General features: G+C 73.5%; 12 protein-coding genes. 7 read left to right on the top strand and 5 right to left on the bottom strand.

The genetic code is table 11. From position 1 onward, the window contains the following. The first annotated feature begins 145 nt into the window (after window positions 1–145). From tig to FA014_RS05065, 6 genes are all read left to right on the top strand, one after another. Entirely contained in the window at window positions 146–1,540 is a 1,395-nt protein-coding gene (tig, locus tag FA014_RS05090; protein WP_154728620.1) for a trigger factor, read from the top strand. Window positions 1,541–1,718: 178 nt separating this feature from the next. Then, window positions 1,719–2,339 carry an ATP-dependent Clp protease proteolytic subunit gene (locus FA014_RS05085; protein WP_154728619.1) on the top strand — a complete coding sequence of 207 codons (621 nt, stop codon included), beginning with the start codon at window positions 1,719–1,721 and terminating at the stop codon, window positions 2,337–2,339. Window positions 2,340–2,380: 41 nt separating this feature from the next. Next, the gene (locus tag FA014_RS05080) at window positions 2,381–3,091 is read left to right on the top strand and encodes an ATP-dependent Clp protease proteolytic subunit (protein ID WP_154728618.1); all 711 of its coding nucleotides are present in this window, start codon (window positions 2,381–2,383) and stop codon (window positions 3,089–3,091) included. Window positions 3,092–3,277: 186 nt separating this feature from the next. Beyond that, window positions 3,278–4,564, top strand: a complete 1,287-nt coding sequence (gene clpX, locus FA014_RS05075; protein ID WP_154728617.1) for an ATP-dependent Clp protease ATP-binding subunit ClpX — start codon at window positions 3,278–3,280, stop codon at window positions 4,562–4,564. 31 nt (window positions 4,565–4,595) lie between these two features. Continuing rightward, window positions 4,596–4,946, top strand: coding sequence for a chorismate mutase (locus FA014_RS05070; RefSeq protein WP_154728616.1), 351 nt, complete (start codon window positions 4,596–4,598; stop codon window positions 4,944–4,946). 187 nt (window positions 4,947–5,133) lie between these two features. After that, window positions 5,134–6,333, top strand: a complete 1,200-nt coding sequence (locus tag FA014_RS05065; protein ID WP_154728615.1) for a baeRF2 domain-containing protein — start codon at window positions 5,134–5,136, stop codon at window positions 6,331–6,333. A 76-nt stretch (window positions 6,334–6,409) separates the two neighbouring features. On the opposite strand, the gene FA014_RS05060 is transcribed toward FA014_RS05065, so the two are convergent. The 5 genes from FA014_RS05060 to valS all read right to left on the bottom strand — a co-directional run bounded on the left by FA014_RS05060 (window position 6,410) and on the right by valS (window position 13,712). Then, window positions 6,410–8,224: an AMP-dependent synthetase/ligase gene (locus FA014_RS05060; protein WP_154728614.1), complete on the bottom strand. Its 1,815-nt coding sequence runs from the start codon at window positions 8,222–8,224 to the stop codon at window positions 6,410–6,412. Window positions 8,225–8,395: 171 nt separating this feature from the next. Next, on the bottom strand, window positions 8,396–9,172 hold the full coding sequence (locus tag FA014_RS05055) for an amino acid ABC transporter ATP-binding protein (protein ID WP_154728613.1): 777 nt from the start codon (window positions 9,170–9,172) through the stop codon (window positions 8,396–8,398). Further along, window positions 9,169–10,014 (bottom strand): amino acid ABC transporter permease, encoded by an 846-nt coding sequence (locus FA014_RS05050; RefSeq protein WP_230322884.1) that lies wholly within the window; start codon window positions 10,012–10,014, stop codon window positions 9,169–9,171. Before FA014_RS05050 ends, FA014_RS05055 begins: the two co-directional genes overlap by 4 nt. 1 nt (window position 10,015) lies before the next feature. Then, window positions 10,016–10,840, bottom strand: coding sequence for a transporter substrate-binding domain-containing protein (locus FA014_RS05045; RefSeq protein ID WP_154728612.1), 825 nt, complete (start codon window positions 10,838–10,840; stop codon window positions 10,016–10,018). Window positions 10,841–11,003: 163 nt separating this feature from the next. Then, a complete protein-coding gene (valS, locus tag FA014_RS05040; protein WP_154728611.1) occupies window positions 11,004–13,712 on the bottom strand; it encodes a valine--tRNA ligase in 2,709 nt (902 codons plus the stop codon). A gap of 180 nt (window positions 13,713–13,892) precedes the next feature. Between valS and FA014_RS05035 the strand changes: the two genes are divergently transcribed. Then, window positions 13,893–15,397, top strand: a 1,505-nt coding sequence (locus tag FA014_RS05035) for an amino acid adenylation domain-containing protein (RefSeq protein ID WP_230322883.1), incomplete at its 3' end; no start/stop codon positions are given.

The following is a 15,397-nucleotide window of genomic DNA, read 5'->3' as shown; positions in this document are numbered from 1 at the left end:
CGTGGGCCGGTGCGGCGAGCCATGCCCGCGCGCGCCGAAGCGTGCCGCCCCTCGGGGTAGAGCGGGGAACCGCCCGACCGGCCCGCCCCAGCGCCCACGCCGGACCCCCGGCGCAGACGAATCCGAGCAGTTGGAGAGCACTGAAGTGAAGAGCGCCGTCGAGACCCTGGAGCCCACCAAGGTCAGGCTGACCGTCGAGGTTCCGTACGACGAGCTCAAGCCGAGCATCGATCACGCCTACGCCCACATCGCGGAGCAGGTGAACATCCCCGGCTTCCGCAAGGGCAAGGTCCCGCCGCGGATCATCGACCAGCGCGTCGGCCGCCCGGCGGTCATGGAGCACGCCGTCAACGAGGGCCTGTCCGGCTTCTACGCCGAGGCCGTCCGCGAGAACAAGCTGCGCCCGCTCGGCCAGCCCGAGGTCGACGTCACGAAGGTCCCGGGTCTCGTGGCCGGCGACACCGACGGCGACCTGGTGTTCACCGCCGAGGTCGAGGTCCGCCCGGAGATCGAGATCCCCTCGCTCGACGGCCTGTCCGTCACCGTGGACGCCTCCGAGATCACCGACGAGGACGTGCAGGCCCGCCTGGACACCCTGCGCGAGCGGTTCGGCACCCTGGTCGGCGTCGACCGCCCGGCCGCCGACAAGGACTTCGCGGTGATCGACCTGGTCGCGAAGATCGACGGCGAGGAGGTCGACACCGTCTCCGGCGTGTCCTACCAGATCGGCTCGGGCAACATGCTCGAGGGCCTGGACGAGGCGCTGACCGGCCTGTCGGCCGGCGAGACCACGACGTTCTCGACCACGCTGGTCGGCGGCGAGCACGCCGGCGAGCAGGCCGAGGTCACCGTGACCGCGTCCTCCGTCAAGGAGCGCGAGCTGCCCGAGGCCGACGACGACTTCGCGCAGATGGCGTCGGAGTTCGACACGGTGGAGGAGCTGCTGGCCGACCTGCGCGAGCAGGCCACCAAGATCAAGGCGCAGAACCAGGCCGTCCAGGCCCGCGACCTGCTCCTGGAGCAGCTGCTCGAGCAGCTCGAGATCCCGGTCCCGGCCGGCGCCGTCGAGGCCGAGGTGCACCGCCACCTCGAGTCCGAGGGCCGCCTGGAGGACGACGTGCACCGCGCCGAGGTGACGGAGCAGGCGCAGACCGCGCTGCGCAACCAGATCCTCCTGGACACCCTGGCCGAGAACCTCGAGGTCAAGGTCAGCCAGGGCGAGCTCGTCGACTACCTGGTGAGCGCGTCCCGCCAGTACGGCATGGACCCGAACACCTTCATCCAGACGATCGACCAGCAGGGCCAGATCCCCGCGATGGTCGCCGAGGTCGCGCGCTCCAAGGCGCTCGCGGTGGCGCTGCGCCAGGTGGCCGTCGTCGACGGCGCCGGCGCGGCGGTCGACCTGTCGGAGTACATCGGCACGGACGAGGAGGACGCGGCCCAGTCCGCCCTGGAGGAGGCCGTGACCGCGGCCGCCGAGGGCGACGAGGACGCGTCCGAGGCGACGACCGAGGCGCCCGCCGAGGACGCCAAGGCCTGACCCGCGGCACCCGCGTCACGGGGGCCCCGCACCGTCGCCGGTGCGGGGCCCCCGTGCGTTCCCGCCCCGGGCGACCCCCCTGCGCCGACAGCGAAACGGGGGCCGACCGGGACGAACGCCGGGTGGGCCGGGCGTTAGGGTCGCTGACAAGCAACCAGTCCTGATCGAGGGAGCGTTCGTGAACGACCAGACGCCGGCCATCGCCCGGGCAGAGTCCGGGGGACTCGGCCTCAACGACTCCATCTACAACCGGCTCCTCAGGGAGCGGATCATCTGGCTGGGGTCGGAGGTCCGGGACGAGAACGCGAACGCCATCTGCGCCCAGATGATGCTGCTCGCGGCGGAGGACCCGGACAAGGACATCTTCCTGTACATCAACTCGCCCGGTGGCTCGATCACCGCGGGCATGGCGATCTACGACACCATGCAGTACATCCAGCCGGACGTCGCCACCGTGGCGATGGGCATGGCGGCGTCGATGGGGCAGTTCCTGCTCTCCTCGGGCGCCAAGGGCAAGCGCTACGCGACCCCGCACGCCCGCGTGATGATGCACCAGCCCTCCGGCGGCATCGGCGGCACGGCCACCGACGTGCGCATCAACGCCCAGCTGATCCTGCACATGAAGACGGTGCTCGCCGAGCTGATCGCCGAGCAGACCGGCAAGTCGGTCGAGCAGATCACCGCGGACTCGGACCGCGACCGCTGGTTCACCGCCCCCGAGGCCCTCGAGTACGGGTTCGTCGACAAGGTCGTCACCCACGCCGGCGCCGTCACCGGCGGCGGCGGCACCGCGGCCTGACCGACCCCGCCGATCCACCACAGACCTCGTAAGGAGAACTCGTGAGCACCGAGTCGCAGTTCATCGCCCGCGCCGGGCGCCTCGCCGGCGGCTGGGGCGGCACCGCCGGGTCCGTCGCGACCTCGCCGTCGTCCCGCTACGTGCTGCCCCAGTTCGAGGAGCGCACGGCCTACGGCTACAAGCGGCAGGACCCGTACACCAAGCTGTTCGAGGACCGGATCATCTTCCTCGGCGTGCAGGTGGACGACGCCTCCGCGGACGACATCATGGCCCAGCTGCTGGTCCTGGAGTCGACCGACCCCGACGGCGTCATCACGCTCTACATCAACTCGCCCGGTGGCTCGTTCACCGCGCTGACCGCGATCTACGACACGATGCAGTACATCAAGCCGCAGATCCAGACGGTGTGCCTGGGCCAGGCGGCGTCCGCCGCGGCGGTCCTGCTGGCCGCCGGCACCCCGGGCAAGCGCCTGGCGCTGCCGAACGCCCGCGTGCTGATCCACCAGCCCGCGATGGAGGGCGGCGGCTACGCCCAGGCGTCGGACATCGAGATCCACGCCAACGAGCTGATCCGGATGCGCGAGTGGCTCGAGGAGACCATCGCGCACCACACCGGCCAGCCGCTGGACAAGGTCCGCCAGGACATCGAGCGCGACAAGATCCTCACCGCCGCGCAGGCGCACGAGTACGGGATCGTCGACCAGGTGCTCGAGAGCCGCAAGGGCGCGATCGCGACCCGCGTCGAGCCGTGACGAGCCCGGGGGCCGGGCGTGGCGGACGGGGGAACCCGGCCGACACGCCCGGCCCCCGGTGCGTGGCGGGCTGACACCGGGCCCGACGTGGTGTGCAATGGACCGATGGGCGGCCGGCCGTGGCCGGTCCGCCCGAGAGCGCAGTGACTCGCGACCGCCCGGTCGCACCGAGGGAAGGGGACGCACGTGGCTCGCATCGGGGACGGCGCCGACCTTCTCAAGTGCTCGTTCTGCGGGAAGTCGCAGAAGCAGGTCAAGAAGCTCATCGCGGGGCCGGGCGTCTACATCTGCGACGAGTGCATCGAGCTGTGCAACGAGATCATGGAGGAGGAGCGGGCGGAGGCCACCGAGATCGGCATGGTCGAGCTGCCCAAGCCGAAGGAGATCTTCGCGTTCCTCGAGCAGTACATCGTCGGCCAGGAGCCCGCCAAGCGGTCGCTCGCGGTCGCCGTCTACAACCACTACAAGCGCATCCAGGCGGGCGAGGCGACCCCGTCGGTCGGCACCGCGCAGGCCGAGGACTCGGTCGAGATCGCGAAGTCGAACATCCTGCTGATCGGCCCCACCGGCTGCGGCAAGACGTACCTCGCCCAGACCCTCGCGCGGATGCTCAACGTCCCGTTCGCGATCGCGGACGCCACGGCCCTCACCGAGGCGGGCTACGTCGGCGAGGACGTCGAGAACATCCTGCTCAAGCTCATCCAGGCCGCCGACTTCGACGTGAAGAAGGCCGAGACCGGGATCATCTACATCGACGAGATCGACAAGATCGCCCGCAAGAGCGAGAACCCGTCGATCACGCGGGACGTGTCCGGCGAGGGCGTGCAGCAGGCGCTGCTGAAGATCATCGAGGGCACGACCGCCTCGGTGCCCCCGCAGGGCGGGCGCAAGCACCCGCACCAGGAGTTCATCCAGATCGACACGACGAACGTGCTGTTCATCGTGGCGGGCGCGTTCGCCGGCCTGGACGAGATCATCACCAGCCGCTCCGGCCGCAAGGGCATCGGGTTCGGCGCGCCGCTGCACAGCGCGGACGACAAGGACGTCTACGGCGACGTCATGCCGGAGGACCTGCTGAAGTTCGGGCTCATCCCCGAGTTCATCGGCCGCGTCCCCGTCATCACCACGGTGTCGCCGCTCGACCAGTCGGCGCTGGTGCGGATCCTCACCGAGCCGCGCAACGCCCTGGTGAAGCAGTACCAGCGGATGTTCGAGATCGACGGCGTCGAGCTCGAGTTCACCGAGGACGCCGTCGAGGCCATCGCCGACCAGGCGCTGCTGCGCGGCACCGGCGCGCGCGGCCTGCGGGCGATCATGGAGGAGGTCCTCCAGCAGGTGATGTTCGAGGTGCCGAGCCGGGACGACGTCGAGCGCGTCGTGGTGAACCGCGGCGTGGTGCTGGAGAACGTCAACCCGACCCTGGTCCCGCGGCAGGCGCCCGCCAAGCGCACGCCGCGCGAGAAGAGCGCCTGAGCGGACCGCCGGGCCCCCTACGATCGGGGGCGTGACGACTCCTCCCGCCGGACCCCCGCCCGAGCTCGCGCGCCTGCGCGGCAGCATCGACAACATCGACGCCGCCCTGATCCACCTGCTCGCGGAGCGGTTCAAGGCGACCCAGCAGGTCGGCGTGCTCAAGGCCCGCCTGGGGCTGCCCGCGTCGGACCCGGGCCGCGAGGCGCAGCAGGTCGCACGGCTGCGGGACCTGGCGCACGCCGCGGACCTGGACCCGGTGTTCGCCGAGAAGTTCCTCGCGTTCATCGTGGAGGAGGTCATCCGGCACCACGAGGCGATCGCCGCGGGCCCGGACGGGCAGCGCGCGCCCGTGACCGCCTCGGACGACCCGGTCACGGACTGACCGCCCCGCCCCGCGCGCGCCCGGCATCCGGGACGGCGGCGACCGGTACGCGAACTCGCACCCCCGCCGGGGTGGCGTCCTGCGACCGGCTGTCAGAGGGTGGGAGGGGTCAGGACCGGTCGGTCGGTGCGGCCCGGACAGCGCTGCGCCGGCACGACCCACGCAACCGGACCCCCGGAGGTCGCTCGTGGAACTGCACTGGCTCAAGCCCCTGCTCGGACGTCCCGCACCGTTCGTGACGATCCATCTCGACGCCACCCGCGCCGACGCGTCGGGCGACGAGGAGGTCGCGGGGCGGTGGCGGGCCCTGCGCAGGGAGCTCGAGCGCTCCGGGGCGTCGGCGACGGTGCTCGACGACATCGAGGAGCGGGTCACCCGGCCCACCGGCGTGGCCGGCCCGCACGGGCGCGTGGTCGTCGCGGACGCCGAGGGCGTCGTGGTGGACCGGGTGCTCAAGGAGGCCCCCGCGCAGTCGACGGCGCACCTCGGCGACGTGCCGGTGCTGCTGCCGGCCGTGCGCGCCGCGGACCAGGCGACCCGGTTCCTGCTGGTCGAGGTCGACCGCCAGGGCGCGGACCTCACCTGGTCGGACGGCTCCGGCCTGCGCACGGCGCAGAAGGAGAGCGTCGAGGGCAGCCACGACGAGCTGCGCAAGGTCAAGGAGACCGGCGACGGCTGGAAGGCCCGGCGGGTGCAGATGCGCGCCGAGGACTCCTGGGAGCGCAACGCGGAGACGGTCGCGGCGGAGCTCGACCGCCAGGTGGTGGAGAAGAAGCCCGAGGTGGTGCTGGTCACGGGCGACGTGCGCGCCGTGTCGCTGCTGTGCCACGCGGTGGCCCCGCGCACGAAGGACCTGGTCGTCGAGGTCCCGGGCGGCTCGCGCGCCGACGGCGTGAAGCAGGACGTGTTCCACCAGCGGGTCGCGGAGGCGCTCGAGGCGTTCCGGCAGCGCCGGCGCGAGGAGACGCTCGCGCGGTACCGCGAGGAGCTCGGCCGCGGGGGAGCGGCGGTGACGTCCCTGGACGACGTGGTGACCGTGCTGCAGCGCGGCCAGGTCCGCGCGCTGGTGCTGCACGAGGACGTCACCCTGCCGGGCTCCGCGCTCGGCGACCGGCAGCTGTGGGTCGGCCCGGACCCGCTCCAGATCGCCACCAGCGAGGACGACCTGGCCGGGATCGGCGTGACCGGGGCGCGCAGGATGCCCGCCGACGTGGCGCTGCTGCGGGCCGCGCTCGCGCAGGACGCCGGCCTCGCGATCGCGCGGGACGGGCAGGTCGAGGCGGTCGACGGCGTCGGCGCGGTGCTGCGCTACACGGACGGCTCCACGCCCAGCGAGGCGGTGCCGTCGCAGTCGGCCGACCAGCGCCGGCTGCACGACGTGGTCTGACGCCGGCACGAGCGGACGGTCCGGCCCGGCGCGCGCGGCGTGCCGGGCCGGACCTCCCGCTGCCGGAGCGGGCCGGTCAGTGCTCGCGGGTGTCGACGTAGAGCTCCTCGACGTCGGCCGCGAAGTCCTGGAGCACGAGCGCGCGCTTCACCTTGAGCGACGGGGTCAGGTAGCCGTTCGCCTCGGTGAAGTCGCCGTCGAGCACCCGCACCTTGCGGATGGACTCGGCGCGGGACACGGCCTCGTTCGCGCGCGCGGCGGCGCGGTCCAGGGCCGCCAGCACCTCGGGGTGCTTCCCGGCGGCGCGCACGTCCATCGCGGGCAGCCCGTGCATCGACAGCCAGCCCGGGAGCATGTCGGCGTCGAGCGTGACGAGCGCGCCGATGAACGGGCGGCCGTCGCCGACCACGACCACCTGGCTGACCAGCGGGTGACCCCGGAACCGGTCCTCGAGCACGGCGGGCGCGACGTTCTTGCCGCCGGCGGTCACGATGAGCTCCTTCGCGCGGCCCGTCAGGCGCAGGTAGCCGTCGTCGTCGAGCCGGCCGATGTCGCCGGTCGCGAACCAGCCGTCCGCGTCCAGCACCTCCGCGGTCGCGTCGGGGTTGTCGTGGTACCCGCGGAACACGTGCGGGCCCCTGGCGAACACGTTGCCGTCGTCGTCCACCCGCAACGACGTGCCCGGGTAGGCGGGGCCGACGGTGCCGATCTTGATCAGGCCGGGGCGGTTCACCGCCGACGGCGCGGTGGTCTCCGTCAGGCCGTAGCCCTCCAGCACGACCAGGCCGAGGCCGCGGTAGTAGTGGCCCAGGCGCTCGCCGAGCGGGGCGCCGCCGGAGATCGCGTACCGCAGGTCGCCGCCCATCGCGTCCTTGAGCTTCCGCAGCACGAGCGTGCTCGCGAGCGCGTGCGCGGCCTTGAGCTGGGCGGACGGCCCGGCCGCCGTGTCGAGGGCGCGGGAGTAGGTGATCGACACCTTCGCGGCCCAGCGGAACAGCTTGAGCTTCGCGCCGTGCCCGGCCTTCTGCTCGGCGGAGTTGTAGACCTTCTCGAACACCCGCGGGACCGCGAGGATGTACGTCGGCCGGAACGAGGCGAAGTCGGCGAGCAGGTTGCGGGTGTCCGGGGTGTGGCCCAGCGGCGAGCCGGCCTCGATCGCGACCATCTGGATGAACCGCGCGAACACGTGCGCGAGCGGCATGAACAGCAGGGTCCGCGAGCCCGGGGTGGCGCAGACCTCGGCGAGCGCGGCGACGCCGTTGCGGGCGTTGTCCACGAAGTTGCCGTGGGTGAGCTCGACGCCCTTGGGCCGGCCGGTGGTGCCGGAGGTGTAGATGATCGTCGCGAGGTCGGCGGCGCTCGCCAGGGACCGGCGGCGCTCGATCTCGGCGTCGTCGACGTCCGCGCCCGCGGCGACCAGGTCGGCGAGGCCGCCCTCGTCGATCACCACGACGTCGCGCACCGCGGGCACGGCCGCGCGGACCTGGGCGACCACCGCGGCGTGCGCGGCGGTCTCCACGACCGCGATGGACGCGCCGGAGTTCGACAGGATCCACTCGACCTGCTCGGCGGACGAGGTCTCGTAGACCGGCACCCCGACGCCGCCGGCGAACCACACGGCGAAGTCGGTGAGCGTCCACTCGTACCGGGTGCGGGACATGATCGCCACGCGGTCGCCCGGCTCGAGGCCCTGCGCGACGAGGCCCTTGGCCAGCGCGGTGACCTCGCGGACGAACTCGGCGACCGTCACCGGCGCCCACGAGCCGCCGAGGCCCGCCGACCGCTCGAAGATGACGCCCGACGCGCCGCGCGCGAGCCGCTTCAGCAGCAGGCCGGGCACGTTGAGCGCGGGGTCGTGCGGGGCGGGCGTGTCGGCGCTGAACTCGCGCATCGGTGCTCCAGGTGCGGGCGTCGGGGGGACGGGGCCGCACCACGCTGACGAGCGGCGACGACCGTTCGCGCCATGCTATCGGCCACCCGGGTACCGCCCCGGGGCCCCCGGCGACAAGACCGGGCCGCCGGGATCGTGGGATCCCGACGACCCGGCGGTCGTGCGCGGCGGTCAGGCCACGTCGGTGTGCGTGGGGTCGAGCACCCGCTGCAGGAACGTGCGGGTGCGCGCCTCGCGGGGTGCCCCGATCACCTGGTCCGCGGGGCCGTCCTCGACGATGACGCCGCCGTCCATGAACACCACCCGGTCGCCGACGTCCCGGGCGAAGGCCATCTCGTGGGTCACGACGATCATCGTCATGCCGGCGTCGGCGAGGTCGCGCATGACGCCGAGGACGTCGCCGACCAGCTCGGGGTCGAGGGCGGAGGTCGGCTCGTCGAACAGCATGAGCTGCGGGTCCATCGACAGGGCCCTGGCGATCGCGACCCGCTGCTGCTGGCCGCCGGACAGCTGCGCCGGGTGCGCGTCCGCGCGGTCCGCGAGGCCGACGCGCTCGAGGTTGGCGCGGGCGATCCGGTCCGCCTCCGCGGCGGAGCGCCGGAGCACGCCCCGCTGCGCCATGGTGCAGTTCTCCAGCACGGTCTTGTGCGCGAACAGGTTGAACTGCTGGAACACCATGCCGACGTGCGTGCGGACCTGGTCGATGTCGACGTCCGGGTCGGTCACGTCGACGCCCAGCACCTCGACGGCGCCGCCGGTCGGCTGCTCGAGCAGGTTGACGCAGCGCAGCAGCGTCGACTTCCCGGAGCCCGACGGGCCGATGACGCACACGACCTCGCCGGCGTGCACGTCCAGGTCGATGCCGGTGAGGACCTCGCGCTCGCCGAACGCCTTGCGGAGCCCGGCGATGCGGACGACGGGGGCGCCGGTGGGTGCGGCGGCGGTCATGTGCGGCTCCTCGCGCCGGTGCGCTTCTCCAGGTACCGCGCGAGCTGGCCCAGGGGGAGCGTGATGAGCAGGTAGCAGGCGCCGATGACGAACAGCGGCGTCAGGCCGCCCTGCGCGCTGTTCAGCGCGTCGCGGCCGATCTTGGTCAGGTCGTACTGCGTGGTCGACAGGCCGAGGAGGAACACCAGCGAGGTGTCCTTGGTCAGCAGGATGAACTCGTTCGTCATCGGCGGGAGCACGATCCGGAACGCCTGCGGGACGACGACCTGGCGCAGCGTGCGCCCGTGGGACATGCCCAGCGACCGGGCTGCCTCGACCTGCCCCTTCGGGACGGCCTGCAGGCCCGCGCGCAGCGTCTCGGCGATGTACGCGGCCGACACCAGGCCGAGCGCGAGCGCGGCCTTCAGGGTGACCGAGGGGATGTTCACGCCGAACGCGATCGGCACGGCGTAGCCGAACGAGATCACCACCAGCAGGGCGGGGATGCCGCGGAAGAACTCGATGTAGACGATCGCGAGCCAGCGGTACAGCCCGACCGACGACAGCCGCATGAGCGCGAGCACGGTGCCGAGGGAGAGGCCGACGGCGAACCCGGCGAGCGTGTACTCGAGCGTCTTGAGGAACGCCGCCGGGATCAGCGCGGCGATGTCGCTCGCCGCCTGGGCGTTGAAGAAGTTGGTGCCGACGTTCTGCCAGTCGATCGCGAGCGCGACCGCCGCCAGGGCGACCAGGAGCAGCGCGTACTGGGCGAGCCGGAAGACCCGCGCGCGCCGGCGCGGGCTCCACCGGCGCCGGGACGCGGGCAGCGTCCCGGGCGCCGGGGTGGTCGACGTGGTCGTCACGTCAGCCGTCCGACGGGCTCGGCTCGGCCGAGGCGGTGTCCGAGGTCATGGGCGCGGTGCCGATGAACTGGGTGTACAGCTCGTCGTAGGTGCCGTCCTGGCGGATCCGCTCGAGGGTGGCGTTGATCTGGTCGAGCAGGGCGGTGTTGCCCTGCTTGACGCCGAGGCCGTACTGCTCGCCGGTGGAGAAGTTCGCGCTGACCTCGAAGCCCTCGGAGACGTACGGGCCGAGCACGGCGATGTCGTTGACCACCGCGTCGACCTGGCCGGTCTTGAGCGCCTGGATCTGCAGGCCCAGGTCCTCGAACTGGACGGTCTGCAGGCCGTTGTCGGTGGCCCACGTCTCGCCCGTCGTCGCCTGCTGCACGCCGATGGTCCTGCCCTCGAGGGCCTCGACGCTGTCGAGGTCGGAGCCCTCCGGGACCAGCAGGCCCTGGTCGGCGTCGAAGTACGGGTCGGAGAAGTCGATCTTCTCCTGGCGCTCGGGCGTGATGGTGATGCCCGAGGCGACGACGTCGCAGTTGTTCGTGTTGAGGTCCGCGCCGGACTGGATGCCCTCGAACGGCGTCACCTTGGTGGTGAGCGTGACGCCCAGGTCGGTGGCGACCTCGTTGACGATCGCGATGTCGAGCCCGACGACCTCGCCGTCCTCCTCGTACTCGAACGGCTCGTACGGCGGGTTCGTGCAGACGGTCAGGGTGCCGTCCGTGACGAGCTGGACCCCGCCGTCGGACGCGGCGGTGTCGTCGCCGCTCCCGCCGCAGGCGGCGAGCAGCAGCGCCGCCGCGACGGCGGCGGGCAGAGCGGCGAGGGTGCGGGTGCGCATGGAGTGACTCCTCGTGGGGGAAGGACGGCCGCACAACTATACATGGGCGAGGATACGTATGCATAACCCACCGGGGTGGGACGAGAGTCCCAGGGTGCCACGACGCCGCGAGGGCGCACCCCCGGGTGGGGGTGCGCCCTCGCGAGCGGGTGCCGGGCGGCGGTCAGGCCGTCGGCTTCTGCTTCGGCTCCGGCGGGAGCAGCTCGGCGTCGCGGGCGACGACCGCGGCGTCCGGGGCGTCCGGCACCTCGACGACGTCGAGGTCGCCGGTAGCCCGGCCCGCGGCGCGGACGTCGCCGAGCGCGACCCGCACGCCCGGCAGCAGCGCCGCCGGCACCTCGAGGCGGGCCCGCAGGATCTCGGTCCGCATCGAGACCTTGGCCTCGGACTTCACCTTGCGCAGCGCGGCGAGCGCGGCGCCCGCGGCGGCGACCACGGCCGGGTCCCCGTCGCCCGCGGCGGCCCGCAGCGGCTCGGCGACCGGCCACGGCGCGCGGTGCACCGAGCCCTCGCGCCACCAGGACCAGACCTCCTCGGTGGCGAACGGCAGCACCGGCGCGAACAGCCGGAGCAGCACGTCGAGCGCCACGTTCAGCGCGGCGCGCGCCGAGGCGGTCTCCGGCGTGACGTCCGACGCCTCGGCGCCGGCGCCGTACGCACGGTCCTTCACCAGCTCCAGGTAGTCGTCGCAGAACGTCCAGAAGAACGTCTCCGTCAGCTCCAGCGCCCGGGTGTGGTCGTACGCCTCCAGCGCCGCGGTCGCGCGGTCGACCACGTCGGCCAGGCCGGCGAGCATCGCCCGGTCCAGCGGCACGGTGACCAGCGAGGCGTCGAGCGCGGACGCGCCCTGCGCGGCCGGGCCGAAGGACAGCGCGAACTTCGAGGCGTTGAGCACCTTGATCGCCAGGCGGCGGCCGATCTTCATCTGGCCGACCTCGAACGCCGCGTCGGTGCCGAGCCGCGCCGAGGCCGCCCAGTACCGGACCGCGTCGGAGCCGTGCTCCTCGAGCAGGCCCATCGGGGTCACGACGTTGCCCTTGGACTTCGACATCTTCTTGCGGTCGGGGTCCAGGATCCAGCCGGAGATGGCCGCGTCCTTCCACGGCAGGCTGCCGTGCTCCAGGTGGGAGCGGACGACCGTCGAGAACAGCCAGGTGCGGATGATGTCCTGGCCCTGCGGGCGCAGGTCCATCGGGAACACCCGCTCGAACAGGTCGGGGTCGGACCGCCAGCCGCCCGCGATCTGCGGGGACAGCGACGACGTCGCCCAGGTGTCCATGATGTCCGGGTCGCCGACGAAGCCGCCCGCGACGCCGCGCTGCTCCGCGGTGTAGCCGGCCGGCACGTCGGAGGACGGGTCGACCGGCAGCTGGTCCTCGGTCGGGAGGATCGGGCGGGTGTGGTCGACCTCGCCCGCGTCGGTCACCGGGTACCAGACCGGGAACGGCACGCCGAAGAACCGCTGGCGGGAGACGAGCCAGTCGCCGTTCAGGCCGCCGACCCAGTTCTCGTACCGCACCCGCATGAAGTCGGGGTGGAACCCGAGCTCGGCACCGCGGGCGAGCAGCTGCGCACGCAGGTCGGCGTCGCGGCCGCCGTTGCGGATGTACCACTGGCGGGACGTGACGATCTCGAGCGGCTTGTCGCCCTTCTCGAAGAAGTTCGCCTTGCGCTGGGTCGCCTGCGGCTCGCCGTCCAGGTCGCCGGACTCGCGCAGGCCCGCCACGACCAGCTCGCGCGCGGAGAACGTGGTCTTGCCGGCCAGCTCGCCGTACAGGGCGCGGCCGGCCTCGTCCGTGATCCAGTCCGGGGTGTCGCGGACCAGGCGGCCGTCGCGGCCGATCACCGAGCGGGTCGGCAGCTGCAGCTCGCGCCACCACTGCACGTCGGTCAGGTCGCCGAAGGTGCAGCACATCGCGATGCCCGCGCCCTTGTCCGGCTCGGCGGCCGGGTGCGCGAGCACGGGGACCTCGACGCCGAACAGCGGGCTGGTCACCGTGGTGCCGAACAGGTGCTGGTAGCGCTCGTCGTCGGGGTGCGCGATGAGCGCGACGACGGCGGGCAGCAGCTCGGGGCGGGTGGTCTCGATGTGCACCGGCTCGGCACCGTCGCGGTGGAACGCCACCTTGTGGAACGCGCCGGGGTAGTCGCGCGCCTCGAGCTCGGCCTGCGCGACGGCGGTCTGGAACGTCACGTCCCACAGGCCGGGGGCCTCGGCCTGGTACGCCTCGCCGCGGGCGAGGTTGCGCAGGAACGCCTGCTGCGCGACGGCGCGCGCCTCGGCCGAGATGGTCTGGTAGGTCCGCGACCAGTCGACGGACAGGCCGAGCCGGCGCCACAGCGCCTCGAACTGCTGCTCGTCCTCGACCGTCAGGCGCTCGCACAGCTCGACGAAGTTCCGGCGGCTGATCGGCACCTGGTCGGCGGCCTTGACGCTCTTGCCCTCGCCGCCGACGTGCGGCGGCTCGAAGCCCTCGTCGTAGGGCAGGGACGGGTCGCAGCGGACGCCGAAGTAGTTCTGCACGCGGCGCTCGGTGGGCAGGCCGTTGTCGTCCCAGCCCATCGGGTAGAACACCTCGGCGCCGCGCATCCGGCGGTACCGGGCGACGACGTCGGTGTGCGTGTAGGAGAACACGTGGCCCACGTGCAGCGAGCCGGAGACGGTGGGCGGCGGGGTGTCGATGGAGTACACCTGCTCGCGGGTCTTCGACCGGTCGAACGCGTACGTGCCCTGCTCGGTCCACGCGCCGTCCCAGCGGTCCTCGACGCCGTCGAGCGACACCCGGTCCGGTACCTCGCGCACCGCGCGTACGGCCGCGGCGGCGGTCGTCGGGGTGGCGGCGGGCGTGGCGGCGGGGGACAGGTCGGTCATGGGCACACATCTTCCCAGATGTCGGGGCCCTTCCCGACGCGGCGGGGGATTGCCGGGACGCGAACACCGGGCGACGTGCCGGTGAACGGCCGCGGGCCGACGCGGCGGCTGCGCGGACCGTGTGTCACAGTGCCCGTCGGCCGCCCGGGACGTGGCGCGGCCGACGGGCGGGAGGAACACGTGGGCGAACCGGACGGGCTGCTGCGCTCGGGGCTGGCGCCTGCGCCGCGGACCCTGGTGGACGTGCTGGCGGCGACGGTCGCGGCGCACGGCGACGCCCCGGCGATCGACGACGGCACGACCGTGCTGACGTACGCCGGGCTCGACGCGGTGGTGCGCGCCGCGGCCGCGGCGCTGGCGGCCGAGGGCATCGGGCCGGGCTCGCGGGTCGGCGTGCGGGTGCCGTCCGGCACCGCCGAGCTCTACACGGCGATCCTGGCGGTGCTCGCCGCGGGCGCCGCCTACGTGCCGGTGGACGTCGACGACCCGGACGAGCGCGCGCGGACCGTGTTCGCCGAGGCGGCGGTCGACCGGGTGCTGGCCGAGGGCGACCTGCCGGCTCTGGTCGCGGCCGGGCGGCGGCGCGGGGCGGCCGCTGCCGCGGCGGTGCGCGGCCCGGGGCTCGGCGACGACGCCTGGATCATCTTCACCTCCGGGTCCACGGGCGCGCCCAAGGGCGTGGCCGTGACGCACCGGTCCGCGGCGGCGTTCGTCGACGCCGAGGCCCGGCTGTTCCTCGCCGGCGCGCCGCTCGGCCCCGGCGACCGGGTGCTCGCGGGTCTGTCGGTGGCGTTCGACGCGAGCTGCGAGGAGATGTGGCTCGCGTGGGCGCACGGCGCCTGCCTGGTGCCCGCGCCCCGCGCGCTGGTCCGCACCGGGATGGACCTCGGGCCGTGGCTGGTGGCGCAGCAGATCACCGTGATCTCGACGGTGCCGACCCTCGCGGGGCTGTGGCGGTCCGAGGAGCTGGCCGGCGTGCGGCTGCTGATCTTCGGCGGCGAGGCGTGCCCGCCCGAGCTCGCGGCGCGGCTGGTCACCCCGGACCGGGAGGTGTGGAACACCTACGGGCCGACCGAGGCGACCGTCGTCGCGTGCGCGGCCAGGATGACCGGCGAGGGTCCGGTCCGGATCGGGCTGGCGCTCGACGGCTGGGACCTCGCGGTCGTCGGCGAGGACGGCGTCCCGGTCGCCGAGGGCGAGACGGGCGAGCTGATCATCGGCGGCGTGGGCCTGGCGCGGTACCTGGACCCGGCCAAGGACGCCCAGAAGTACGCGCCGGCGCCCGGGCTCGGCTGGGACCGCGCCTACCGCAGCGGCGACGTGGTCCGGCTGGACCGCGCGGGGCTGCTGTTCGTCGGGCGCGCGGACGACCAGGTCAAGATCGGCGGCCGGCGGATCGAGCTGGGCGAGGTCGAGGCGGCGCTGGGCGGGCTGCGGGGGGTCGCCGGCGCGGCCGTCGCGGTGCGCCGCACGCCCGCGGGGACGGCGGTGCTGGCCGGGTACCTGGTGCCGGCCGAGGGGACGACGCTCGACCTCGCGGACGCCCGGGCCCGGCTGCGCGCGGTGCTCCCCGCGGCGCTGGTGCCGCTGCTCGGGGTCGTCGACTCGCTCCCGACCCGCGGGTCGGGCAAGGTCGACCGCGACGCGCTGCCGTGGCCGGCGCCCCGGTCCCGGGCGGCGGCCAC

The sequence above is a fragment of the Cellulomonas hominis genome, assembly GCF_005239125.1.
GTDB classification, from domain to species: domain Bacteria; phylum Actinomycetota; class Actinomycetes; order Actinomycetales; family Cellulomonadaceae; genus Cellulomonas; species Cellulomonas hominis_A.
This window is presented reverse-complemented; position numbering and strand designations above follow the sequence as displayed.

Excerpts from the sequence above, each read along its gene's own strand:
- FA014_RS05060 (WP_154728614.1), bottom strand. The coding sequence starts at position 8,224 with ATGCGCGAGTTCAGCGCCGACACGCCCGCCCCGCACGACCCCGCGCTC.
- FA014_RS05055 (WP_154728613.1), bottom strand. The coding sequence starts at position 9,172 with ATGACCGCCGCCGCACCCACCGGCGCCCCCGTCGTCCGCATCGCCGGG.
- FA014_RS05045 (WP_154728612.1), bottom strand. The coding sequence starts at position 10,840 with ATGCGCACCCGCACCCTCGCCGCTCTGCCCGCCGCCGTCGCGGCGGCG.
- valS (WP_154728611.1), bottom strand. The coding sequence starts at position 13,712 with ATGACCGACCTGTCCCCCGCCGCCACGCCCGCCGCCACCCCGACGACC.